The organism is Acidovorax sp. 69, from assembly GCF_002797445.1.
Taxonomy (GTDB): domain Bacteria; phylum Pseudomonadota; class Gammaproteobacteria; order Burkholderiales; family Burkholderiaceae_C; genus Acidovorax.
Map to the genome: position 1 here is coordinate 4146978 of NZ_PGEP01000001.1, position 22825 is coordinate 4169802.

Here is a 22825-nt window from a genome sequence, read left to right on the forward strand (position 1 = left end):
GTGAAGCCGGTCAGCGGGTGACGGCCGTGGGGGCCAGATCGTGGGCGCGCTTTTGCACCGCCTGGAAGTTGGCGCCAAACGCGGGACGCTTGATGTAGCGGCCCTTGCCCTGTTCGGCCCTCAGGTCGCCGTTGGCATACACCACGCGGCCCTGGCTGATGGTGTGGCTGGGGATGCCCCGCACGGTGCGGCCTTCAAAGATGTTGAAGTCGCCCTTGCTGAACTGCGTCTTGACCGAGAAAGTCTTGGTGCCTTCGGGGTCCCACAGCACCAGATCGGCATCGGCGCCTTCGCCAATGAAACCTTTGCGTGGGTAGATGTTGAACAGCTTGGCGCAGTTGGCCGAGGTGATGGCCACGAACTCGCTCGGCGTGAGTCGCCCGGTGTTCACGCCACCGTCCCAAATGGCCGCCATGCGCTCTTCCACGCCACCGGTGCCGTTGGGGATCTTGGCGAAGTTGTCTTTGCCCGCCGCTTTTTGCGCGGCGCAGAAGGTGCAGTGGTCGGTGGCCGTGGTGTGCAGCTGCCCGGATTGCAGGCCACGCCACAAGGCCTCTTGATGGCCTTTGGGGCGAAATGGAGGGCTCATCACATGCGCGGCAGCCTTGGCAAAGTCGGGGTCGCGGTAAACGCTGTCGTCCACCAGAAGGTGCCCCGCCAGCACCTCGCCATACACGCGCTGGCCCCGCGCACGGGCGCGGGCAATCGCGTCGGCCGACTCCATGCAGCTCACGTGCACCACGTAGATCGGCACGCCCAGCACGTCGGCAATGGCGATGGCGCGGTTGGCGGCCTCAGCCTCGACCATGGGCGGGCGCGACAGCGGGTGGCCTTCGGGCCCGGTGATGCCCATCTTGGCGACCTCTTGCTGCAGCAGGTACACCAGCTCGCCGTTTTCGGCATGTACGGTGGGCATGGCGCCCAGCTCGAGCGCGCGCTTGAAGCTGTTCACCAGGGTTTCGTCGTCGCACATGATGGCGTTCTTGTAGGCCATGAAGTGCTTGAAGCTGTTCACGCCTTCGTCCTGCACCAGCGTGCCCATGTCGGCGCGCACCTGCTCGCTCCACCAGGTGATGGCGACATGGAAGGAATAGTCGGCCGCCGATTTTTCAGCCCAACCACGCCACTTGCGGTACGCGTCGAGGATGTTTTCTTGCGGGTCCGGGATAACGAAATCGATGATGCTGGTGGTTCCCCCGGCCAGGCCCGCTGCCGTGCCGGTGAAGAAGTCATCCATGGTGGTGGTGCCCATGAACGGCAGTTGCATGTGCGTGTGCGGGTCGATACCGCCGGGCAGCACGTACTGGCCGCTGGCGTCCAGCACCTCGGCCCCCGCTGGCGCCAGCGCCGCTGCGCCCTCGCCCACCGCCACGATGCGGCCGTCCACACACAGCACATCGGCGGCTTGCTCGCGGTCGGCGTTGACCACGGTTCCGCCGCGGATCAAAAGGGCTTGGGTCATGGGGGTCTCCTTCAGGGGTACAAATCAAAACAAGGGCCTGCCCTGGCCACGGGCCAGGGCAGGCCATACGGTCACTTTTTCTTGGCAGTCAGGTAGTAGTAGGTGCCTGCCACTGCCAGGCTGAAGAACCAGCCAAAGTCAAACAGGGACAGCAGCAAGCCTGGTACGGCGGCTTTGTCGATGACGCCAGACACCGCCAGGTAGCCGGGCAGGCACGGCAGCACGCCCAGAGCAAACGCAATGAGCGCTTGCACATTCCAGCCGTTGCTGTACTCGTACTCCCCGCCCCTGCGGTACAGGTCATCCACCTTCAGCTCGCTTTTTCGCACCAGGTAGTAGTCCACCAGCAAAATGCCTGCAATGGCGCCCAGCAGCGTGCCGTAGCCGCCAAGCCAGGTGAAAAGGTAGCCGCCCGACGTGGCCAGCAGCTTCCAGGGCATGAACAGCAAGCCGATGACGGCAGCGATCATTCCGCCCATGCGAAAGCTGATCTTGGACGGTGCAACCTGGCTGAAGTCATACGATGGCGACACCAGGTTGGCGGCCACATTGGTCGTCAGGTTGGCCAACAAAATCACCAGCAAGCCCACGCCCGCAGCCACGCTGCCCATCTGCGTCAGCAGGCCGTCCGGAAAGAGCTGCGCCTTGCCATACAGGATGGCCGACGCCGAGAAGCCAATCACACCCACCATGGAGAACAGCGCCATCGGAATCGGCAGGCCGATGGCCTGGCCCATGACCTGGTCCTTCTGGGTCTTGGCAAAGCGTGTGAAGTCCGGGATATTGAGCGCCAGAGTGGCCCAGAAACCGACCAGGCCGGTCAATGCCGCCCAGGTCTTGGGGCCCCCTTCGACCACCTTGGCGGGCAGGTTGAAGAGCTGGCCCGAAGGCACCTTCATCATCAACACCACGACCAGCACGATGGACGCGATGATCATCAGCGGCGCGGCAATCACTTCGAGCTTGCGGATGGACTCTGGGCCCTTCCAGATGAAATAAAGGTGCACCGCCCAGAACGCCAGGAAACACACGAACTGCGAGGTGCTGATGGTCTGCCCATCGGCCGGGCCCGCGAGCCCCATGCCCAGAATGTTCAAGAAGCCATGCAGCGCCAATGCACCGAAGTAGCAGTTGATGGAGAACCAGCCACAGGCCACCAGGCCACGCAGCACGGCGGGCAGGTTGGCGCCCTTGACGCCGAACGAGGCACGTGCCAAGACTGGGAACGGCACACCATACCGGGGCCCGACACGCCCGATGAGCACCATGGGCACCAAGACGATGCAGTTGGCCAAAAAGACGAGCCACACGGCCATTTGCCAAGTGAAGCCCTGGTCCAGCATGGAACTGGCCATGGTGTAGGTGGGCACGCACACCACCATGCCCACCCAGAGCGCGGCGAAGTCTTTCCAGGTCCAGTGCCGTTGTGCGGCGGTGGTGGGGAGCAAATCTTCATTGGCGAGCGTGCTGGAGGCTCCGCCGGGCATTAGCCCCGCCACGTGGGCAGCGCTGCCGGTACTGTTGGTCATGCCTGTACTCCTGTCAAATTGGGGTTGGACACAACCCGCTGTCTCGCCCAGCGATGTCGCGCTGGCAGATGGCGGGCAAGGGGAAGCGGACGATGCTAAATAAGACGCAAGAACCGCACCAGATGCAGTGCAGCATGCGTTGCAAATCGGCACCACGACGGGAGCGCCCAGAACGACTGAAACAGGCGGTGATGGACGCGCGCATCGGGTGTGTGGTCAAGCCGCAGCAGCCACACGCTGCGGGTTGTTGGGGTGCGTGGTCCAGTTGGCGTATTCGCCCGTGACCTTCTTGCCCGTGCGCACGTCGACCTCGCCAGGCTCCAGCGCACGCATGGTGATGCACTCGGGCACAGGGCAGATCGACACGCAGAGGTTGCAGCCCACGCACTCGGCGTCGTTGATCTCGAACTTGCGCACGCCGCCTTCTTTGGTGAACGTGATGGCCTGGTGCGAGGTGTCTTCGCACACCACATGGCACCGGCCACACTGAATGCACGAATCCTGGTTGATGACGGCCTTTTCGATGTGGTTGAGGTTGAGGTTCTTCCAGTCCTTGACCGTGGGCACGGCCTGGCCCTTGAAGTCGTCGAGCGTCGCGTAGCCGTGGTCGTCCATGAAGTTGGAAAGGCCGTCGCACATGTCCTGCACGATTTTGAAGCCATAGACCATGGCCGCCGTACACACCTGCACGGTGCCGCAGCCCAGGGCAATGTATTCGGCTGCGTCGCGCCAGGTGGTGATGCCGCCGATGCCGCTGATGGGCAGGCCGGCGGTCTGCGCATCGCGCGCGATCTCGGCCACCATGTTCAGGGCAATGGGCTTGACGGCCGGGCCGCAGTAGCCGCCGTGTGATCCCCAGCCATCGGTGCTGGGGCTCATGGTCATGCGGTCCAGGTCCACGCCCATGATGGAGTTGATGGTGTTGATGAGCGACACCGCGTCGGCACCGCCGGCCTTGGCGGCGCGGGCAGGCTGGCGCACATCGGTGATGTTGGGGGTGAGCTTCACGATCACAGGCAGCTTGCTGTAGTGCTTGCACCACGCCGTGACCATCTGGATGTATTCGGGCACCTGGCCCACGGCCGCGCCCATGCCGCGCTCGCTCATGCCGTGCGGGCAGCCGAAGTTGAGCTCGATGCCGTCGGCGCCGGTGTCTTCCACCAGCGGCAGGATGGCCTTCCAGCTTTGCTCTTCGCACGGCACCATGAGCGAGACGATCATGGCGCGGTCGGGCCAGTTGCGCTTGACGCGTTTGATCTCTTCAAGGTTGGTGTGCAGGGGCCGATCGGTGATCAGCTCGATGTTGTTCAGGCCAATCACCCGACGGTCTTGCGACATCAGGGTGCCGTAGCGCGGGCCGTTGACATTGACCACCGCCGGGTCTTCGCCCAGCGTTTTCCACACCACGCCGCCCCAGCCCGCTTCAAAGGCGCGGGTGACGTTGATCTCTTTGTCGGTGGGTGGTGCAGAGGCGAGCCAAAAGGGGTTGGGGCTCTGGATACCCAGAAAATTGCTGCGAATGTCTGCCATGGGGTGCTCCCGTGTGTTGTGCGGTATGACTGGTTGGCCGGTCAGGCAGCCTTGGCGGCAGGTGCCATGAGTGCGGCATGCATGGAGACAGCGGCGACCTTGCCGTGCTCCACCGCCTCTACAGTGAGATCGCGGCCGCCGACGCGGCAGTCGCCACCCGCCCAGACGCGCGCCAGGCTGGTGCAGCCCTCCGCGTCGGTCACGATGCGGCCAGACTTCAGTGCGATCGATGCGCCCGCAGGTTCGGCCACGTACGTTTGGCCAATGGCCTTGAGCACCATGTCGGCGTCGAGCACGAAGGTCTCGCCGGTTTCCACCAGCTGGCCACCGCTCAGGGCCGTGGCGGCAAAACGCACGCCCTTCACGGCACCGCCTTCGCTGAGCACTTCCTGGGGCGCCGCCCAATGGCGGATCTTCACGCCGTGCGTCTGTGCCCACTGCTGCTCCACGGGTGAAGCAGACATGGCATCAGCGCCCCGGCGGTACACAATGTTCACGTCTTCAGCGCCCAGCTTGCGCGACTGCACTGCAGCGTCTACCGCTGTCATGCCGCCCCCTATGACCACCACGCGGCGGCCCACGGGCAGGGTTGAGAGGTCGGTGCTCTGGCGCAACTCGGCAATGAAATCCACTGCGTTGCGCAGCCCGGTCGCCGTAGGCTCGGCCACGCCCAGCGCATTCACACCTTGAAGGCCCAGCCCCAGGAACACCGCGTCGAAACCTTGCAGCAGGCCGTCCAGGGTGATGTCACGGCCCAGTTGCTGGCCGGTGCGCACCTCGATGCCGCCGATGGACAACAACCATTCCACCTCCTTCTGCGCGAAGTCGTCGGTGGTCTTGTAACTGGCCAGGCCGTATTCGTTCAAGCCACCCAACTTGGGGCGCGCTTCCAGCAGCACCACGTCGTGCCCGCGCACGGCCAGCCCATGGGCGCAGGCCAGGCCTGCGGGGCCAGCGCCCACCACGGCCACCCGCTTGCCAGTCGATGCCGCACGCTGAAACAGCGGCGCCCCCGGCTTGGCAAAAAAAGCATCGGTGGCGTAGCGTTGCAGCGAGCCAATCTCTACCGGCTTGTCCTCATTGGTGTTGCGCACGCAGGCCTGCTCACAGAGCACCTCGGTGGGACAAACGCGGGCGCACATGCCGCCCAGCGGGTTGGCCTCCAGGATGGCGCGGGCGGCACCGCGGTTGTTGTCCTGCGCAATGCGATGGATGAACGAAGGAATGTCGATGCCCGTGGGGCACGCCGTGGCGCAAGGTGCATCGTGGCAGTAGTAGCAGCGCTCCGCCTCGATGAGGGCCTGGGGCTTGGTAAGCGGCGGGTGCGCGTCGCTGAAATTGGCGGCGTAGTCGGCCAGGTTCAGGCGTGCGGCATGAATGCCACAGGCACGGCTTGCGGGTGTGTCCATCAGGTTTCCTCCGAGAGGGTGAGGGTGGGGGTCTGGGCGCGTGCCTGGCAGGCGGTGGCACGCGCAAGCGCCTCGCTGCGCCGCCGGAACGTGCGGCGCGAGCCGGCCAATGCTGCGCATGCAGGGGTGCTTGCGCTCGCAAACTTCGGAGGTTTCATCGTGGGCCTCGCTGTAGGTGCAGGTGCCCGCTGCGCTGCTGCAGCGGTGCCCTGTGTGGTGGGTCAATTTACCAACCTGTAAAACTTTACCAATTGGTAAAATCCCTAGAGCAAACCCCGTGCCAGCCAAATCCCCGTGAATCTTGGGCTTATGCCAGCGAATTGCCAGTTTTTAGCCCATGGCTTGTTCCACAATGGTGCAATGACCGACGCCCGCCCGTCCAAAGCCGACACAGCCCCCCGCCCCGCCAAGACACCCCGGACCGCGGTGGGGGATGACCCCACACCCCGCGCGCCCACGGCCTCCCGGCTGCTCAAGGAGCAAGGCATCCTCACCGAGGCCGAGAACCACTTTGCGCAGTTTGGCTTTGAAGGCGCATCGCTGGAGAGCATTGCGGCCGCCATCGGCATCAGCCGCCACAACCTGCTGTATTACTTCCCAAGCAAAGAGGCCCTTTACCAACGCGTGCTCGACGATGTGCTCACCCAGTGGCTGGCCGGTATGGAGGATCTGTCCCACAGCGACGATCCTCAGCAGGCCCTTCGGCGCTACATCCGTGCCAAGCTTCACTACTCACGCACACGCCCTCAGGGTGCCAAGGTGTTCACCAAAGAGGTGATTGCCGGTGCGCCACGCTATGGCCAGGCCATCACCGAGCGGGTGGCGCCGCTGCTCAAGACCGAGGTGCGTACCTTCGAGCGCTGGGCCCGCGAAGGCCGGATCGCCAAGGTCAACTTCACGCACCTGATGTTCATCATCTGGTCGGTGACGCAAGCCTATGCAGAGCAGGAGGCCCAGTTCGCCCTGCTGCTGGGCAAACCGGCACTGACCGAACGCGACTACGACAAGGCCGAAGAGCTGATCGTGCGCATGGTGCTCAGTGCGCTGGCGCCCGACGCCGTGGTGTGAAGCAGCGCCTGGGCCCGACCCAGAAAGTGCGTGACTGCATTACTCTTTTTTGCTACTTAATTAATAGCATTTCGCGCTTGAAGGATATGCGCTTCAGTCTGATTTCGCCATCACTCAGCGTTTGGCATTCAATGCTTTGAGACGCCGGTACAGCGATCGTTCGCTGACGCCCAGTTGCTGCGCCAGCGCCACGCGGCTTCCCTGGTGGGCTGCCAGCGCACGGCGCAGGGCATCGTCGTCCATCGCGGTGTGGCGAAGTGGCAGGCCTGCGATTGCAAGCGCCTGTGCCTCGATGGGTGGCGGGTCCGAGACCCCCCGCTCCTCGCTGGGCGGCAGGCCACAGGCCAGGGCCTGCTGCACGTGTTCGGCTTCGATGGCATCACCATCACACAGCAGGGCGGTGCGCTCCAGCAGATTGCGCAGCTCCCGCACGTTGCCTGGGTAGCGCTGCGCTTCCAGCAAGGCCACCGCTGCGTCCGACAGCTGCAGCACACGGGGTGAAGGCACCACGCGCTCCAGCAGCGCGTGCGCCAGCAGGGCCCTGTCGCCCTGGCGCTCGCGCAGTGGTGGCAGGTAGATCGGAAAGATGCTCAACCGGTAGTACAGGTCTTCACGGAACCGGCCCTCAGCCACCATGCGCTGCAGGTTGCGGTGCGTGGCAGACACCACGCGCAGATCAACATGCCGCTGGTCGGTGCTGCCCACGCGGCGGTAAGTGCCGGTCTCCAGCAGGCGCAGCAGTTTGACCTGCAGCGGCAGCGGAATGTCACCCACCTCGTCCAAAAACAGCGTGCCACCGTCGGCTGCCTCTACCAACCCTGGCCGGGCCTGGGTCGCGCCAGTGAACGCTCCTTTTTCGTGCCCGAACAGCTCGGACTCAAACAGCGCCTCGGGCAGGCTGGCGCAGTCCACCGGCACCAACGCTCGCCGAGCCCGCGAGCTACTCTGGTGCACCGCGTGCGCCACAAGCTCCTTGCCCGTACCTGACTCGCCCATCAGCAGCACCGCAGCCCGCGAGGGCGCCACGCGCGCCACCAGACCCAGCATTTTCTGGAATGCGGGCGAACGCCCGATCAGCCCATGGGCCGAAGGCCCGTGCTGTGCAGCGACCGGCAAGGGCACCATCTTTTCGACAAAAAACCCCGGCCCGTTGTTTGCCCCCGCCACCGGTGTCAGCTCGATCTGCACATATTCCTCACCCAGCGGCGTGTGGTGCAGGTGCAGCACCCGTTCGCACCGACCCGAGTCGCGCGCCTGCGCCAAAGGGCAGGACTCGCCCGCCTGATCACAAGGCACGTTGAAACGGTGGGAGACAGCATGGCAAGTGCGCCCCACCACACTGCTCTCCGAGCCGAACTGGCGACGGTAGGCCGCATTGGCCGCCAGGATGCAGTAGCCGACATCCAGCAGGATATGGGGCTCGGCCAGGCTCTCCAGAAAGGACACCAGTTCAGGGGGTGGCGTGGTGGAAGGGGTCACGGCGGAACCTCGGGACATGCAGGGCCTTCACGATGCACCCGATCCGCCTCCTGGCGTTTGACCTATGCCATGCCGACTGCACTTAGTGGCAGATGGCAGTCGAACTGGCAGTTTCGCTGGCGGTTCACGGGCTCGGCAGCAGTCAGCGTTGACATCGACACCGACGCAAACCGTTGAATTCAAAGACTTTTTCTGAGCGGCTCAGTGCGCACCCGCTGTGGCACGCCCCTTGCGGTAAAGCCATGCCTCAGCACGACTGTCTTGGCACTTCCCGGTGCTCCACTTCTGCCCTTCTTCACCCCTGACGAAAGCCCGCCATGCCCCTCACCAGATGCTCCACGACTGCCCCTCTGATGGGCCGTGACAGCCCCCACGATACCGAGCGCCGCCAGATGGTGATGCTGACCGCCGCCGCTGGCTGCGTGGCCGCGGCTGGAGTCGCCGTGCCGCTGGTGTCCAGCTTTGCGCCCAGCGAACGCGCTCGGGCCATGGGCGCCAGCGTGGACGTAGATATCAGCGACCTGCCCCCCGGTGGCGTCAAAACTGCAGAGTGGCGTGGCAAGCCCGTGTGGATCCTGAGGCGCACCCCTGAAATGCTGGCGGGCCTCCCCCAGCAGGACGCGGCGCTGGCCGACCCGGCTTCACGCAAGGATCAACAGCCCGAATACGCGCGCAACCCGCTGCGCTCGATCCGACCCGAGGTGTTTGTCGCTGTAGGCATCTGCACCCATCTGGGTTGCTCGCCCACCGCCGTTCCGGCAGGCACGGCCAACCCCAGCGTGGGCGACCATTGGCAAGGCGGCTTCTTTTGCCCTTGTCACGGCTCCACCTTCGACCTGGCAGGCCGTGTTTTCAAGAACAAGCCCGCGCCCACCAACTTGGAGGTTCCGCCACACCGCTATGTGTCCGACACCCAGTTGCGCATTGGGGACGATACGGTCTGATACCTCCTTACCACCATCAGCGACGCACCTGTGTATCCGTGAGCAGCCGAGTCCGAATGAAACGCCGTGGCGTGCGCTCCGTTGACCCAAGTCTGCGGCCCGCAGCCCCCGTCAGATCAGACCTGCGTTTGCTGCCACAGCACGTCCAGCACATGCTGGATCGCACGCTCTACCGGGCCGGTACGGTGCGCAACACCCAGGGGCCGCCAAAGCCTGGGCTGTAGTGGCAGCATGCGGATACGGGGGTCCAGTGGCGCTGCGGATAGCGCCTCGTGAGGCAACAGCGTCGCCCCGTACCCAGCGGCCACCAGGCTCTTGACGGCATCGTTGTAGTTCAGTTGGATGCGGGCCTTGGGGTGCTCGGCTGCCAACGCGAACCACTCAGTGGTCAGGCGCGACAGGCTGGTGCCTTCGTCATTCAGGATCAGCGGCTGGTGTGCCAGCCAACGGGGGGTGATCCGCCGAGGCAATGCCCATGACGACGGCACAAACGCCATGACCGGGTCCCGACGCCACTGCAACACGGTCACGCCCCGCACAGCCCCTTGAGGCAGCGCCACCAGGCCTATGTCCAGCGCCCCGCTGGCCAGCCGTGCCATGGCTTCTGGCGAGGTCAGCACCTGCACCTGCACGTCGATCCCGGGATGCTCCTCGCCCAGCACTTCCAGCGCCTGGGGCAGCAGGTGCGCAATGGCCCCCGTGGATGCGCCCAGGCGCACACGCCCGGCCAGCCCCTGAACCTGCCGTTGCACCAGATCCATCACCTCATCCGCATCCGCCAGAAGGCGCCGGGCACGCTCGACCAGCAACTCGCCCACCCCGGACGGCTTTACCTCGCCCCGCTTTCGCACCAGCAAAGGAGCCCCCACGAGAGCCTCTAGATCTGCAATGTGCAGACTCACCGTGGGCGGCGCCAGGTGCAAAAAGCGGGCTGCCTCGGCAAAGGAGCCCAGGTCGGAAATGGTGACCAGCGTGCGCAGCCGGTCGAGATTGAGTTCGCGCATATCGTTCAGTAAAACTGATGTTGATGTTTGTGAAATTCAACTTTTCAAAGTTTACCTGCACAACGAAGATGGCTGCTTCCACCGCCGCCACTGGGTGGATCTCCCTCTGATTGCATGGAACCACACCCCATGACCCACCATCCGCTTGTTTTCATCGACGGCGATCAAGGCACTACCGGCCTGCAGATCCATGAGCGCCTGCGCGACCGGTCTGACCTGCGCCTGCTGACCCTGGCCGCCGACGAACGCAAAAATACCGCCCTGCGTGCCGAAGCGGTCAATGCCTGCGACATCGCCATCCTGTGCCTGCCCGATGCCGCTGCGCGCGAGGCCGCGGCCGCCGTCGTCAACCCCGCTGTGCGCGTGATCGATGCCAGCTCGGCGCACCGCACAGACCCGCAGTGGGTGTACGGCTTTCCCGAGATGGGAGCCGCACAGTCCGCGCGCATTGCGGGGGCACACCGTGTGAGCAACCCTGGCTGCTACCCCACGGGCGCCATCGGTTTGCTGCACCCGTTGGTAAAAGCAGGGCTGATTGGCGCCCACACACCCATCACCATCCATGCGGTGTCGGGGTATTCAGGTGGCGGGCGCGCACGGGTGGAAGAACATGAAGGACCTGCCGAAAAATCGGCGCCTGCTTTTCAGCTGTATGGGCTGAAACTGGATCACAAACACACGCCAGAGATCGCACAACACGCCGGCTTGTGGCAACGCCCATTTTTTCTGCCGGCGTATGGATCGTTCCGCCAGGGCATTGCGTTGACCATCCCTTTGCTTCTTTCGCATTGTCCGCCGGGCATCAGCGGCGATGATTTGCGCGCATGCCTGCAACAGCACTACGCAAACGCAGCCTGCGTGGAAGTCATGGACTCAGCACGCACAGAGTCCACAGAACACCTGGACCCACAGGCCATGAACGGCACCAACCAGTTGCGGCTGGGCGTTTTCAGCAACGCGCAGCACGGGCAAGTGCTGCTGACAGCCGTGTTCGACAACCTGGGCAAGGGGGCCTCGGGGGCTGCAGTGCAGAACCTGGACCTGATGCTGGGTCAGCTTGCTGGGTAGCCCCCAACCTTCCCACCGCTTGTGAACCACGCCGTCGCAATCGTGGGCGCAACCCTCAAAAGCGAGCGGATTCCACGCCGGTGCCAATGCGCGGCCGCAACAAAAAAGGGCTCCCCAAAGGGAGCCCAATTGGCTTTGATCTCCATGCAGGCTCAAAACACTCCCCATGGCAGCTCCCCCCGCCAATGCGAGGGACCGCCACCATGGGAAGGCCCGCAAATGCGTCAATTACATGGCGCTGAATTCGCCCGAAGGGATCTGGCCGGTGCGCAGAGCTTCAGCAGCCTGGGCACGCACCGCAGCGCGGTCAGCCGTGGACTTGTAAGTCACGACACGCGAGCCAGCAGGCTCGATGGAACGGGTCTGGGCGACCGTAGCGGCTTCAGCAGCCACTTCAGCGCGGGTGCGGCTGGTTTCAAACTTGGTGGCAAATTGCGAAGCATCGGCTTCGTCGGCTTGTGCGCCAAAAGAAGCGAAAGCGGCCACAGCGGCGATGGAGAGGAAACGTGCAGTCTTGTTCATGGTGAAACTCCAGTGAAATTCAAAAAATGGGGGTGAGGTACTGACAAATACGCAAACAGGGGAACAGCGGATTCAAAAAGAATCAACCGCGCTCGCCCGAAGGGATCTGGCCAGTACGCACAGCGTCAGCAGCCTGGGCACGCACCGCAGCGCGGTCAGCCGTGGACTTGTAAGTCACGACACGCGAGCCAGCAGGCTCGATGGAGCGGGTCTGGGCCACGGTAGCGGCTTCAGCAGCCACTTCAGCGCGGGTGCGGTTGGTTTCAAACTTGGTGGCAAATTGCGAAGCATCGGCCTCGTCGGCCTGGGCACCAAAAGAAGCGAAAGCGGCGACAGCGGCGATGGAGAGGAAACGTGCGGTGTTGTTCATGATGAAAATCCTTGAAGTTAAAAAAAGCGGCTCAATCAAACCGGAACGGCTGCAAAACAAAGAAGGGCTGCTGAACCGGGTTCGGTGAGTCGCCTTGCGGGTTCGGCTCATCGATGGGTTGAACTGTACGCCGATGGTGTTCAGAGAAAAACCACCGGGTCGCGAACTAACTGTTCCAGTAATAGAAACAATAGAGATCTGCGGCGGCAATCGAGAGCAGGACCATTTCTCACGCCAAAGACCCCCTGCATGTCTGGGGGTGTCTTGAAATGGCCATAAATACCCCTATCATTAGCACTCACTACAGACGAGTGCTAACAGCGCTACGGCTGTTGGAAGTTTGGTGGTGCCTGGATGTCCGGGCACTGAGTACGTCAGCTTTTTACTGAAAACAGGAGCATTGCAATGAACCTTCGCCCTCTGCACGATCGCGTGATCGTCAAGCGTATCGAAAGCGAAACCACGACCGCCTCGGGCATCGTGATCCCTGACAACGCCGCTGAAAAGCCCGATCAAGGTGAAGTGCTGGCCGTCGGCCCAGGCAAGAAGAACGACAAGGGTGAAGTGCTCGCCCTGAACGTCAAGGTCGGTGACCGCGTTCTGTTCGGCAAGTACTCGGGCCAGACCGTCAAGGTCAACGGCGACGAGCTGCTGGTCATGAAGGAAGACGATCTGTTCGCAGTCGTCGAGAAGTAATTCTCGCCCTCTGATTTACTCATCTTTTCATAGCTGCTAGCGCTTTATTTGTAAGCACTGGCAGTCAATTTGATTCAAATTTAGGAGCTCCAAATGGCAGCAAAAGACGTAGTTTTCGGCGGCGAAGCCCGCGCTCGCATGGTTGAAGGCGTGAACATCCTGGCCAACGCGGTCAAGGTCACGCTGGGCCCTAAGGGTCGCAATGTGGTGCTGGAGCGCTCGTTCGGCGCCCCCACCGTGACCAAGGACGGTGTGTCCGTGGCCAAGGAAATCGAACTCAAGGACAAGCTGCAAAACATGGGCGCCCAGCTCGTGAAGGAAGTGGCCTCCAAGACCAGCGACAACGCTGGTGACGGCACCACCACCGCTACGGTGCTGGCACAAGCCATCGTTCGCGAAGGCTTCAAGTACGTGGCCGCCGGTATCAACCCGATGGACCTGAAGCGCGGTATCGACAAGGCTGTTGCAGCCCTGGTGATCGAGCTGAAGAAGGCTTCCAAGCCCACGACCACCTCCAAGGAAATCGCCCAAGTGGGTTCGATCTCCGCCAATTCCGACGAAACCATCGGCAAGCTGATCGCTGACGCCATGGACAAGGTTGGCAAGGAAGGCGTGATTACTGTGGAAGACGGCAAGTCCCTCGACTCCGAACTGGACGTCGTGGAAGGCATGCAGTTTGACCGCGGCTACCTGTCGCCCTACTTCATCAACAACCCAGAAAAGCAATCCGCCATTCTGGACAACCCCTTCGTGCTGCTGTTCGACAAGAAGATCAGCAACATCCGCGACCTGCTGCCTACGCTGGAGCAAGTGGCCAAGGCTGGCCGTCCGCTGCTGATCATTGCCGAAGAAGTTGATGGCGAAGCCCTGGCTACGCTGGTGGTCAACACGATTCGCGGCATCCTGAAGGTGGTGGCTGTGAAGGCTCCTGGCTTCGGCGACCGTCGCAAGGCCATGCTGGAAGACATCGCCATCCTGACGGGCGGCAAGGTCATCGCTGAAGAAGTGGGCCTGACCCTGGAAAAGGTCACGCTGGCCGATCTGGGCCAAGCCAAGCGCATCGAAGTGGGCAAGGAAAACACCATCATCATCGACGGCGCTGGCGCTGCTGCTGACATCGAAGCCCGCGTCAAGCAAGTGCGCGTGCAGATCGAAGAAGCCACGTCCGACTACGACCGCGAAAAGCTGCAAGAACGCGTGGCCAAGCTGGCCGGCGGTGTGGCAGTGATCAAGGTCGGCGCTGCCACCGAAGTCGAAATGAAGGAAAAGAAGGCCCGCGTGGAAGACGCACTGCACGCCACGCGCGCAGCGGTGGAAGAAGGCGTTGTGGCTGGTGGCGGCGTGGCCCTGCTGCGTGCCAAGCAAGCCGTTGGCAACTCCATCAAGGGTGACAACGCTGACCAGGACCACGGCATTGCCCTGGTGCTCAAGGCCATCGAAGCGCCTCTGCGCGAAATCGTGAACAACGCCGGCGGCGAAGCCTCGGTGGTGGTGAACGCTGTGTTGGCCGGCAAGGGCAACTTCGGCTTCAACGCAGCCAACGACACGTACGGCGACATGCTCGAACTGGGCATTCTGGACCCCACGAAGGTCACCCGCACGGCTCTGCAAAACGCCGCTTCGGTGTCTTCGCTGCTGTTGACGACCGAGTGCATGGTTGCTGACGCCCCCAAGGACGAAGCCGGCGCTGGCGGCGGCATGCCTGACATGGGCGGCATGGGTGGTATGGGCGGCATGGGCATGTAATTGCCCGGCTCGCTCCTGCGCAGCGGCCTTGGCCTGCTGCGCAGACAGCCCCAAAAAAGCCCGCAGGCCTTACGGCCTGAGGGCTTTTTCCTTTTTCGATCGGACTTCTATGAGGCTCCGCCTCTCTGTCCGACAAGTTCGGTGCACGCCTGCGACGGGCCTGCCAGGCCACAGCGCCGCCCGGGTCTTACTCACCGCTGGGTTGCACCCACCAGTAAATCAGCACCAGGGTGCCGATACCGGTGAGCGACAGCAGTTGCCACCAGCCAGAGCGGCCAATGTCATGCAAGCGGCGAGCCCCCACGGCCAGCGCCGGCAGCAGCAGTGCCAGCGCGGCAATGCCATAAAGCACCTGACTGATCATGGTGGCAATCACCAGCACCCCGAACTGGAACAAAGCAAACCACCAGAACTCGGAACGCGGCGCACGGCCCGAAAACCCTGCGTACTGCGCAAAGCAGCTTTTGACAGCCGAAACAAAATCCATAGCGAACTCCCTCTCTTGAACAATCATTGCTTGGTCACGGGGTTACCCCGCGTGGCCATGATAGGGGGGCGCTACGACAAGTCCAGCGGGCTTGGCGTGCACAGCACGCCTCGCTGTGCCGCCAATGCCACGCGACGAGGCGTCAATTGCTCTTATTTTTATAGCTACCAGTGCTTACTGCACTGTCGCATCCAGCGGTTTTCGCTACCCATCCCGCTCCAGCGCCACCTCAGGCCGCCGCGCGCAGTGCCTGCGTGGCGAGTGCCAGTTGGGTGATGCGCGCCCAGTCGCCCGCACGCACCGCGTCGGCGGGCGTGAGCCAAGAGCCCCCCACACAACGCACGTTGGGCAGCGCCAGGTAGTTGGGTGCGGTGGTGTTGGTAATGCCGCCCGTGGGGCAAAAGCTCACCTGCCCAAACGGGCTGGCCCAGGACTTGAGCAGCGGGATGCCACCCACGGCCTCGGCCGGGAAGAGCTTGAGGAACGAAAACCCGTCAGCCAGCGCCGCCATGATCTCACTGGACGTGGCCACGCCCGGCAACAGCGGAAGGCCCAAGCCCTTGCAGGCACTGCCCACCTCAGACGTATAGCCGGGGCTCACGGCAAAGCGCGCGCCGGCCTCGCTGGCGCGGCGGGCATCGTCGGCGTTCAGCACCGTGCCCACGCCCACCACCGCCTCCGGCAGCTTGCGCGCAATGGCTTCGATGGCCGGCAGGCCCGCAGCCGTGCGCAGCGTTACTTCCAGCACTTTCACGCCACCGGCCAGCAAGGCCTCGGCCAGGGGCAGCGCGTCTTCCACGCGGTCAATCACGATGACCGGGATGACCGGGCCGTGACTGGCGATGTCCAGCGGGCTCATGGAGGAAGAGGATGGGGTCACAGCCATGTGCAGGCTCCTTGTTCGGCACCGCCAGCATGGCGGCGAAAGTTGGTAAACAGTTCCCGGCCAAAGCCGGTGGCGGGGGGTGCGGTGTACGGTGCCGGAGTGCGTGCGGCCCAGGTGGCTTCATCCACCAACACGTCCAGCGTGCCCGCCACGGCATCGACCCGCACGATGTCGCCGTCCAGCACCTTGGCCAGCGGGCCACCGGCCATTGCCTCGGGCGTGACGTGGATGGCGGCGGGCACCTTGCCCGATGCGCCACTCATGCGGCCGTCTGTGACCAGTGCCACCTTGAAGCCCTGGTTCTGCAGCACGGCCAGAGGCGGCGTGAGCTTGTGCAGCTCGGGCATACCATTGGCCTGCGGCCCCTGAAAGCGCACCACGGCGACCATGTCTTGCTGCACCTCGCCCGCACTGAAGGCGGCGAGCAGGGCCTCTTGCGAATCGAATACGCGTGCGGGTGCTTCGATGATGTGGCGGTCTTCCGGCACGGCAGACACCTTGATCACCGCGCGGCCCAGTCGGCCTTGCAGCAGGCGCAGGCCACCCGTGGGCGAGAAGGGCTTGGACACCGGGCGCAGCACGCTGTCGTCGCCCGACTGCACCGGGGCACCCTGCCCGCCTGCGGCAATGCCACCGGCATTCACGCTCATTACATCGGGGTGCATGAAGCCGCCCGCCAGCAATTCGCGCAAGATCCACGCGGGGCCGCCTGCGGCCTGGAACTGGTTCACGTCGGCATCGCCATTGGGATACACGCGGGCCAGCAACGGCACGGCGGACGACAGCTCATCAAAATCCGTCCAATCGATCAAGATGCCGGCGCTGCGCGCCACGGCAACCCAGTGGATCAGGTGGTTGGTAGAGCCCCCCGTGGCCAGCAGGGCCACCATGGCATTGACGATGCAGCGCTCGTCCACCAGCTTGCCAATGGGGGTAAAGCGGGCGCCGCGCTTATCGATGTCGAGCACCGTGCGCACGGCCTGGCGCGTGAAGGCTTCGCGCTCTTCGGTGCCGGGCGGTGCAAAGGCCGCACCGGGCACATGCAGGCCCATGGCTTCGAGCAGCATCTGGTTGCTGTTGGCCGTGCCGTAAAACGTGCAGGTGCCGGGGCTGTGGTATGCGGCCGATTCAGCTTTCAGAAGTTCGTCGCGCCCCACCAGCCCTTGCGCGTACTGCTCGCGCACCTTGGATTTATCCTTGTTCGACAGGCCTGTGCCCATGGGGCCTGCGGGCACAAACACGCAGGGCAGGTGGCCGTAGTGCAGTGCGCCGATCAACAGGCCCGGCACGATCTTGTCGCACACGCCCAGCAGCAGCGCGCCATCGAACACGTCGTGGGACAGCGCTACCGCAGTGGCCATGGCAATGGCATCGCGGGAGAACAGCGACAACTCCATGCCGGGCGTGCCCTGCGTCACGCCGTCGCACATGGCGGGCACGCCGCCAGCCACCTGCGCCGTCGCACCGTGCTTGGCGGCTTCGTCGCGCAGGATGGCGGGGTAGCTCTGGTAAGGCTGATGGGCCGACAGCATGTCGTTGTAGGCCGTGACCACACCGATGTTGGGGGCCTTTTCGACCGTGACCTTGAACTTGTCTGCGCCGGGCAGCGCGGCATAGGCGTGGGCCAGGTTGGCGCAGCCCATGCGGTCTTGCGCGGGCTTGCGGGCGATCATGGTGTCTACGGTGTCGAGGTAGGCTGCGCGGGTGTCTGCGCTGCGCTGGACAATGCGGTCGGTCACGCGCGCTACAACTGGATGCATGGAAGTCTCCATCGGTGGGTGGTTCGGCCCCAGGGCGGTGTGCCTGGCGCCCGTTGTATGAGACCCTAGAATGTAACTCGATAACCACCCCGATTCAACCCATGCCCCTGCAAACACTGCCCCTGCCGCCGTCCGAACTGGGCGAATCACCCTTCTGGCATCCCGTCGAAAAAGCCCTTTACTGGTGTGACATCCAAGGGCAGGTGGTGCATGTGTGGGAGCCGGACAGCGGGCGCCACCGCCAATGGTCCATGCCCAGCGAACCGGGCTGCTGCGCCCCCATCGCAGGCGGCGGTTTGGTAATTGGGTTACGGAACGGATTATATCGGCTGGATACGGCGAAGGACAGCGGCGGCCCCACCGCCCTCACCTGCCTGGCCCTGCTGCCGCCCGAGCAGCACGACACCGCAGTGCTACGCCTGAACGATGGCCGCTGCGACACCGCAGGCCGCTTCTGGGCAGGCTCCGTCATCGCGCCCCGCACCGCACCGAATGCCGCGTTGTGGTGCCTACAGGCCGATGCCAGCAGTGCCACGGGCTACAGCTTGCGCCACATGGCGGGCGACAACTTCACCGCCAACGGCCTGGCCTTCAGCCCCGACAACCGCACGATGTATTGGTCCAACACACCCGAGCACCGCATCGACCAGTTCGACTTTGAGGTGACCACGGGCGCAATCACCAACCGCCGCCCCTGGGTGCAGTTTGACCGCAAGGTAGAGGGACAGCCTTATGGCGGGCGGCCCGATGGCGCGGCGGTGGATGTGGAGGGGAACTACTGGGTGGCGATGTACGAAGGCGCTTGTGTGTTGCAACTCTCGCCAGCAGGTGAGGTGCTGCAGCGCATTGCGGTGCCGGTGCAGTGCCCGACCATGGTGTGTTTTGGGGGAAAGGATCTGCGGACACTGTTCATTACGTCGGCGCGAGCGGGGAGGCCTGCTCAAGAACAGCAAGCAGCAACCCCTGCAGGGTCCATGTTCAGTCTGCAAGCAGGGGTGGGCGGACTGCCGGTCAATTTTTTTGCGCTGGTCAATCGCAAGTAGCGGACGATGTCTTGTAACGAAGCCAGCTTCAACCACCAAAAAACCGCACTGGCTTCTCCATCTTGGGCACACGCACCCACCTGACCAAGAACACCCCCATGGCCGTGCATGCCGTGCTTGTGCTTTGGGTTGAAACCGTTTCATCAGGCTGGTGATGAACGAACTGCACTTCAATGAAATTTGCACGTTCAACAATGTCACGGAAATACAGTCCGTGGCAGCCGCTGTACCCATGCCCCCGTGAAATCCCAATCACCATGTACCGGTTGAAATCCACAGCAGGTCGCCCATGGCGAGGGACGTTTTCATCACGCGGATCCATCACAGTGCCCTGATTCCAAACACGCTCCCACTCGTCCTCGGTTCGAGCAACATACTCCGCCGAAGGCCACATCCGCGCAACGGGATACTCTGGTTGCAGATAAACCAACTCCAGAGGCTTGTACTCGGGTTCGACAATTGGCGCAGGAGTCGCTCCGCAGCCCGCAAGCGCGCTCAGTGCGATAAACAAGGCGGTGCACTTCAAGCGCATGTTCAGAGTAAAAACAGCCATAGTCGATCTCCTGCTGGTACAGCGTGTATTGGCATGCAACAGGATTGAACAGGGAACTCCGCAAATTTGCGAGATGAACTTGGCAAGGTAGGCTTACCAGGTTCGGTAGGGCTTTGGCGCTGGGTATTTGAGCCTTCGGAAATTAGGCGGCAACCGCTGTTCCAGCCATCGACAACCTACAGCTCGCTCCTTTATCCCCCGCTCAACATTCCCAACACGTCATAACACGCCCCCATGTTGTGATAGTCCACCTTCCCCGCGTTGCTCTTCTCGCGGGTGGTGTTGCGGTTGTTGCGGTGCAGGATGCGAAACCACGCGCCATGTTCGTGGTCCACAAAGTGGGTCCAGCAGTAGGCCCAGATGCGGTCGTACCACAGCCAGTAGCGCTCATCGCCCGTGCGCACAGCCAGCACCGCTGCAGCCGCCATGCTCTCGGCCTGCACCCAGTGGTATTTGCCGTCGTCGCAGATGCTGCCGTCGGGCGCCATGCCGTAGTACAGGCCGCCGTGTTCGGCATCCCAGCCCCGCTCCACAGCGGTATCGAACAGGCGCTGCGCACACGGCACGTGCCATTCGGCGGGCAGCAAGGCGTCGAGTTGCAGCAGCAGCTTGGCCCATTCGGTCTGGTGGCCGATCTGGTAGCCCCAGGGGCGGAAGATGTTGCTGCCGTCATGGCGGTTGTAGTCCCAGTCCACGGACCAGTCGGCATGGAAGTGCTCCCACACCCAACCTTCGGCAGCGGGCGCAAGGGCGCGGGTGGACAACGCGGCCTGCCGCTGGCAGATACCTTGCGCGAGTTGTTCGGCACGCTCGATGTAACGACGCTCGCCCGTAGCGCGGAAGGCCGAAATCATGGCCTCGCAGGCGTGCATGTTGGCGTTCTGGCCTCGGTAGCTGGTCACCTGCCACTCGGGGCTTGCCTCGTCGGCATACAGGCCTGCGGCAGGTTGCCAGAAGTGCTGTTCGGCAGTTTCAAAAGCCTCAGCCAGCCAAGCGCGGGCCTCGGGCACTCCGGCCTCGTAAGCGCGGGCATACGCCAGCATCACAAAGGCCATGCCGTAGCAGTGGCGCGTGGCGTCTTGCACGGTGGTGCGGCCATCCTGCCAGTCGATCAGCCAGGCGTAGCCGCCCGTGGCAGGGTCGAGAAACGCGGTGCGCAGGAACGTGAGCGCGTGCCGCATGCCCGCCTGATAACGCGCCTCCCCCGTGGTGCGGTAGAGCATGGCGTGCGTGACCACAAAACGTGTGGCGCTGACGAGGTGGCGCGCGCGCGCGTTGTAGACCGTGCCGTCGTCGAGGAAGAAGTGGTACTGACCGCCAGTGGGGTCGGCGGCCACGGGGGAGTAGAACGCCATGGTGTCCTGCAGGTGCTGGCGCAGGAAGGCGGGGGAACGAAAGTCTGGCAGGGGCGCGCTCATGGTGGGGTCTCCTGAACCGTTCGGTCTGAGCTGATTGAAAGAGCGAAGACTGGTGCCGCGCTTCGACAGGCTCAGCGTGAACGGATATTTGTTTTTAGATGCCTACTGAAAGGCGCACTGCGCAGGGCTTCGACAAGCTCAGCCCGAACGGGCGGGGTGGGCGCAGTGGCGCATCAATCCACGCTGCGCAGCAGGCTTAACCAGCCTGCGGTGGAGCTGTCGAGCCCTGTCGCATCGCCGCTGTCCAGGCGCGTCTCCAGGTCTTTGGCCAGCACCTTGCCCAGCTCTACGCCCCACTGGTCAAAACTGTTGATGCCCCACAGACTGCCGCTCACAAAAACGCGGTGCTCTTGCAAAGCGATCAGCGCGCCCAGCGTGGTGGGGTTGAGCGATTCGAGCAGCATCAGTGTGCTGGGCCGGTTGCCCGGAAAGTGGCGCTGGCCATCGTCGCTTGCCTTGCCCACCATCAGCGCCTGCGTCTGGGCCAGGGCGTTGGCCAGCACCTTTTTCTGGTGGCCGGGAAATGGGTGCGAGGCTTTGCGGACGGCCACGATTTCCAGGGGCAGCACATCGGTGCCTTGGTGCAACATCTGGAAGAACGCGTGCTGGCCGTTGGTGCCAGGCTCGCCCCAGATGGCGGGCGATGTCGCGCAGGCCAGTGTGCTGCCATCTTGCGCCACGCGCTTGCCGTTGCTCTCCATCTCCAGCTGCTGCAGGTAGGCCGCGTAACGGCCCATGGATGCGTGGTACGGGGCCACGCAGCGGCTGGTGAAGCCGTGGAAGTTGCGGTACCACAGGTCCAGCAGCCCCAGGCGCACAGGCAGGTTGCGCGCCAGCGGTGCGGTGCGGAAATGCTCGTCCATGGCGTGCCCGCCCGCTAGAAAATCACGAAAGCCTTGTCCGCCAATCGCAATGGCCAGCGGCAAGCCAATGGCCGACCACAGCGAGTAACGGCCGCCCACCCAGTCCCAAAAACCAAAGGTGGTGGTGATCCCCAAATCGCGTGTGGCTTCCAGGTTGGTCGACAGCGCCACAAAGTGCCGCGCCACATCGCGCCCGCCCTGGGCGGCAAACCACGCCAGCGCCGAGTGCGCATTCATCATGGTCTCTGCCGTAGTGAAGGTTTTGGAGGCCACGATGAACAACGTGCTCTCAGGCCTCAGGCCCTGCAGCACATGGTGCAGCTCATGCCCGTCTACGTTAGAGACAAAGTGAAAGCGCTTGCCCGGCGTGCGGAACTCTTCCAGCGCACGCACGGCCATGTGCGGGCCCAGGTCCGAGCCGCCGATGCCGATGTTCACCACATCGGTGATCGATGCATCACTGCGCACCTGCTCGGCAAACGCCAGCATGGCGCCGAGCGTGTGGTGCACATCCGCGAGGCGCTCTGGGGTTTCAGGCACATCACCGGGCAGCATCACACCCGCCGGGCGGCGCAGCAGCGTGTGCAGCACGGCGCGGTTTTCGGTGGTGTTGATGGGTTGGCCCGCAAACATGGCGTCGCGGTGCGCCTCCAGCCCTGTGGCGCGGGCGAGCTGAAGCAACAGGGCTTCGGTGTCGCGCCCCCACAGGTTTTTGGACAGGTCTGCAAACAGGTGCGGGGCCGATTGGCTGAAATGGGCAAAGCGGCCGGCATCGGTCGCAAACGCCTGGCGCATGTCCAGGGTGCGACCCTGGTCGGTGAAATGGGCCTCCAGCAGGGGCCAAGGTGCAGTCTGGTCGCAACGAATGGGCATGAACGTCATGTCGGCTGAGGATTGAAACGCGCCAAGATAGTAACTTGATTACACAAAAATGCGTTGATTCTTTGGGTTCTTTCTGGTTACAAGAGACTGCAACACAGAGATAGAG

21 protein-coding genes are annotated in these 22825 nt (G+C 63.5%); 6 read left to right on the plus strand and 15 right to left on the minus strand.

Features of this window, described 5'->3' with window-relative positions; genetic code table 11:
• Positions 1-10: 10 nt before the first annotated feature.
• The 5 genes from hydA to CLU85_RS23060 form a co-directional block, all read right to left on the minus strand.
• Positions 11-1462 carry a dihydropyrimidinase gene (hydA, locus tag CLU85_RS19065; RefSeq protein WP_100411647.1) on the minus strand — a complete coding sequence of 484 codons (1452 nt, stop codon included), beginning with the start codon at positions 1460-1462 and terminating at the stop codon, positions 11-13.
• 71 nt (positions 1463-1533) lie between these two features.
• Positions 1534-2991, minus strand: coding sequence for an NCS1 family nucleobase:cation symporter-1 (locus CLU85_RS19070; protein WP_100411648.1), 1458 nt, complete (start codon positions 2989-2991; stop codon positions 1534-1536).
• A 216-nt stretch (positions 2992-3207) separates the two neighbouring features.
• Complete coding sequence (gene preA, locus CLU85_RS19075; RefSeq protein ID WP_100411649.1) at positions 3208-4521, minus strand: NAD-dependent dihydropyrimidine dehydrogenase subunit PreA; 1314 nt, start codon at positions 4519-4521, stop codon at positions 3208-3210.
• 41 nt (positions 4522-4562) lie between these two features.
• Positions 4563-5930 carry an NAD(P)-dependent oxidoreductase gene (locus CLU85_RS19080; protein WP_100411650.1) on the minus strand — a complete coding sequence of 456 codons (1368 nt, stop codon included), beginning with the start codon at positions 5928-5930 and terminating at the stop codon, positions 4563-4565.
• Positions 5930-6088 (minus strand): hypothetical protein, encoded by a 159-nt coding sequence (locus CLU85_RS23060; RefSeq protein ID WP_157803992.1) that lies wholly within the window; start codon positions 6086-6088, stop codon positions 5930-5932. Before CLU85_RS23060 ends, CLU85_RS19080 begins: the two co-directional genes overlap by 1 nt.
• A gap of 202 nt (positions 6089-6290) precedes the next feature.
• Between CLU85_RS23060 and CLU85_RS19090 the strand changes: the two genes are divergently transcribed.
• Complete coding sequence (locus tag CLU85_RS19090; protein ID WP_198509219.1) at positions 6291-6998, plus strand: TetR/AcrR family transcriptional regulator; 708 nt, start codon at positions 6291-6293, stop codon at positions 6996-6998.
• A 114-nt stretch (positions 6999-7112) separates the two neighbouring features.
• Here CLU85_RS19090 and CLU85_RS19095 read toward each other — a convergent pair whose 3' ends face one another.
• Entirely contained in the window at positions 7113-8495 is a 1383-nt protein-coding gene (locus tag CLU85_RS19095) for a sigma-54-dependent Fis family transcriptional regulator (RefSeq protein ID WP_100411652.1), read from the minus strand.
• Between the two features lie 299 nt (positions 8496-8794).
• On the opposite strand from CLU85_RS19095, the gene petA reads away from it, so the two are divergent.
• Positions 8795-9421 carry a ubiquinol-cytochrome c reductase iron-sulfur subunit gene (gene petA / locus CLU85_RS19100; protein ID WP_232727867.1) on the plus strand — a complete coding sequence of 209 codons (627 nt, stop codon included), beginning with the start codon at positions 8795-8797 and terminating at the stop codon, positions 9419-9421.
• 116 nt (positions 9422-9537) lie between these two features.
• On the opposite strand, the gene CLU85_RS19105 is transcribed toward petA, so the two are convergent.
• Positions 9538-10425 (minus strand): LysR family transcriptional regulator, encoded by an 888-nt coding sequence (locus CLU85_RS19105; protein WP_100411654.1) that lies wholly within the window; start codon positions 10423-10425, stop codon positions 9538-9540.
• A 129-nt stretch (positions 10426-10554) separates the two neighbouring features.
• Between CLU85_RS19105 and argC the strand changes: the two genes are divergently transcribed.
• Positions 10555-11493, plus strand: coding sequence for an N-acetyl-gamma-glutamyl-phosphate reductase (argC, locus tag CLU85_RS19110; RefSeq protein ID WP_100411655.1), 939 nt, complete (start codon positions 10555-10557; stop codon positions 11491-11493).
• A gap of 228 nt (positions 11494-11721) precedes the next feature.
• On the opposite strand, the gene CLU85_RS19115 is transcribed toward argC, so the two are convergent.
• The gene (locus CLU85_RS19115; protein ID WP_100410584.1) at positions 11722-12015 is read right to left on the minus strand and encodes a DUF4148 domain-containing protein; all 294 of its coding nucleotides are present in this window, start codon (positions 12013-12015) and stop codon (positions 11722-11724) included.
• An 82-nt stretch (positions 12016-12097) separates the two neighbouring features.
• Positions 12098-12385 (minus strand): DUF4148 domain-containing protein, encoded by a 288-nt coding sequence (locus CLU85_RS19120; protein WP_100411199.1) that lies wholly within the window; start codon positions 12383-12385, stop codon positions 12098-12100.
• A gap of 405 nt (positions 12386-12790) precedes the next feature.
• Here CLU85_RS19120 and CLU85_RS19125 point away from each other — a divergent pair, with 405 nt between their 5' ends.
• Entirely contained in the window at positions 12791-13081 is a 291-nt protein-coding gene (locus CLU85_RS19125) for a co-chaperone GroES (protein ID WP_056173280.1), read from the plus strand.
• A 93-nt stretch (positions 13082-13174) separates the two neighbouring features.
• On the plus strand, positions 13175-14827 hold the full coding sequence (groL, locus tag CLU85_RS19130) for a chaperonin GroEL (RefSeq protein WP_100411656.1): 1653 nt from the start codon (positions 13175-13177) through the stop codon (positions 14825-14827).
• A gap of 187 nt (positions 14828-15014) precedes the next feature.
• Here groL and CLU85_RS19135 read toward each other — a convergent pair whose 3' ends face one another.
• The 3 genes from CLU85_RS19135 to edd form a co-directional block, all read right to left on the minus strand.
• The gene (locus CLU85_RS19135) at positions 15015-15314 is read right to left on the minus strand and encodes a DUF805 domain-containing protein (RefSeq protein WP_056744079.1); all 300 of its coding nucleotides are present in this window, start codon (positions 15312-15314) and stop codon (positions 15015-15017) included.
• A 229-nt stretch (positions 15315-15543) separates the two neighbouring features.
• Positions 15544-16200 (minus strand): bifunctional 4-hydroxy-2-oxoglutarate aldolase/2-dehydro-3-deoxy-phosphogluconate aldolase, encoded by a 657-nt coding sequence (eda, locus tag CLU85_RS19140; RefSeq protein WP_100411657.1) that lies wholly within the window; start codon positions 16198-16200, stop codon positions 15544-15546.
• The gene (gene edd, locus CLU85_RS19145) at positions 16191-17960 is read right to left on the minus strand and encodes a phosphogluconate dehydratase (RefSeq protein ID WP_100411658.1); all 1770 of its coding nucleotides are present in this window, start codon (positions 17958-17960) and stop codon (positions 16191-16193) included. Before edd ends, eda begins: the two co-directional genes overlap by 10 nt.
• 101 nt (positions 17961-18061) lie before the next feature.
• Here edd and CLU85_RS19150 point away from each other — a divergent pair, with 101 nt between their 5' ends.
• Complete coding sequence (locus CLU85_RS19150) at positions 18062-19003, plus strand: SMP-30/gluconolactonase/LRE family protein (protein WP_100411659.1); 942 nt, start codon at positions 18062-18064, stop codon at positions 19001-19003.
• A 28-nt stretch (positions 19004-19031) separates the two neighbouring features.
• Here CLU85_RS19150 and CLU85_RS19155 read toward each other — a convergent pair whose 3' ends face one another.
• From CLU85_RS19155 to pgi, 3 genes are all read right to left on the minus strand, one after another.
• Positions 19032-19556 (minus strand): hypothetical protein, encoded by a 525-nt coding sequence (locus CLU85_RS19155; protein WP_100411660.1) that lies wholly within the window; start codon positions 19554-19556, stop codon positions 19032-19034.
• A gap of 191 nt (positions 19557-19747) precedes the next feature.
• A complete protein-coding gene (locus tag CLU85_RS19160) occupies positions 19748-20974 on the minus strand; it encodes an AGE family epimerase/isomerase (RefSeq protein WP_100411661.1) in 1227 nt (408 codons plus the stop codon).
• A 173-nt stretch (positions 20975-21147) separates the two neighbouring features.
• A complete protein-coding gene (pgi, locus tag CLU85_RS19165; RefSeq protein WP_100412649.1) occupies positions 21148-22710 on the minus strand; it encodes a glucose-6-phosphate isomerase in 1563 nt (520 codons plus the stop codon).
• Positions 22711-22825 lie beyond the last annotated feature (115 nt).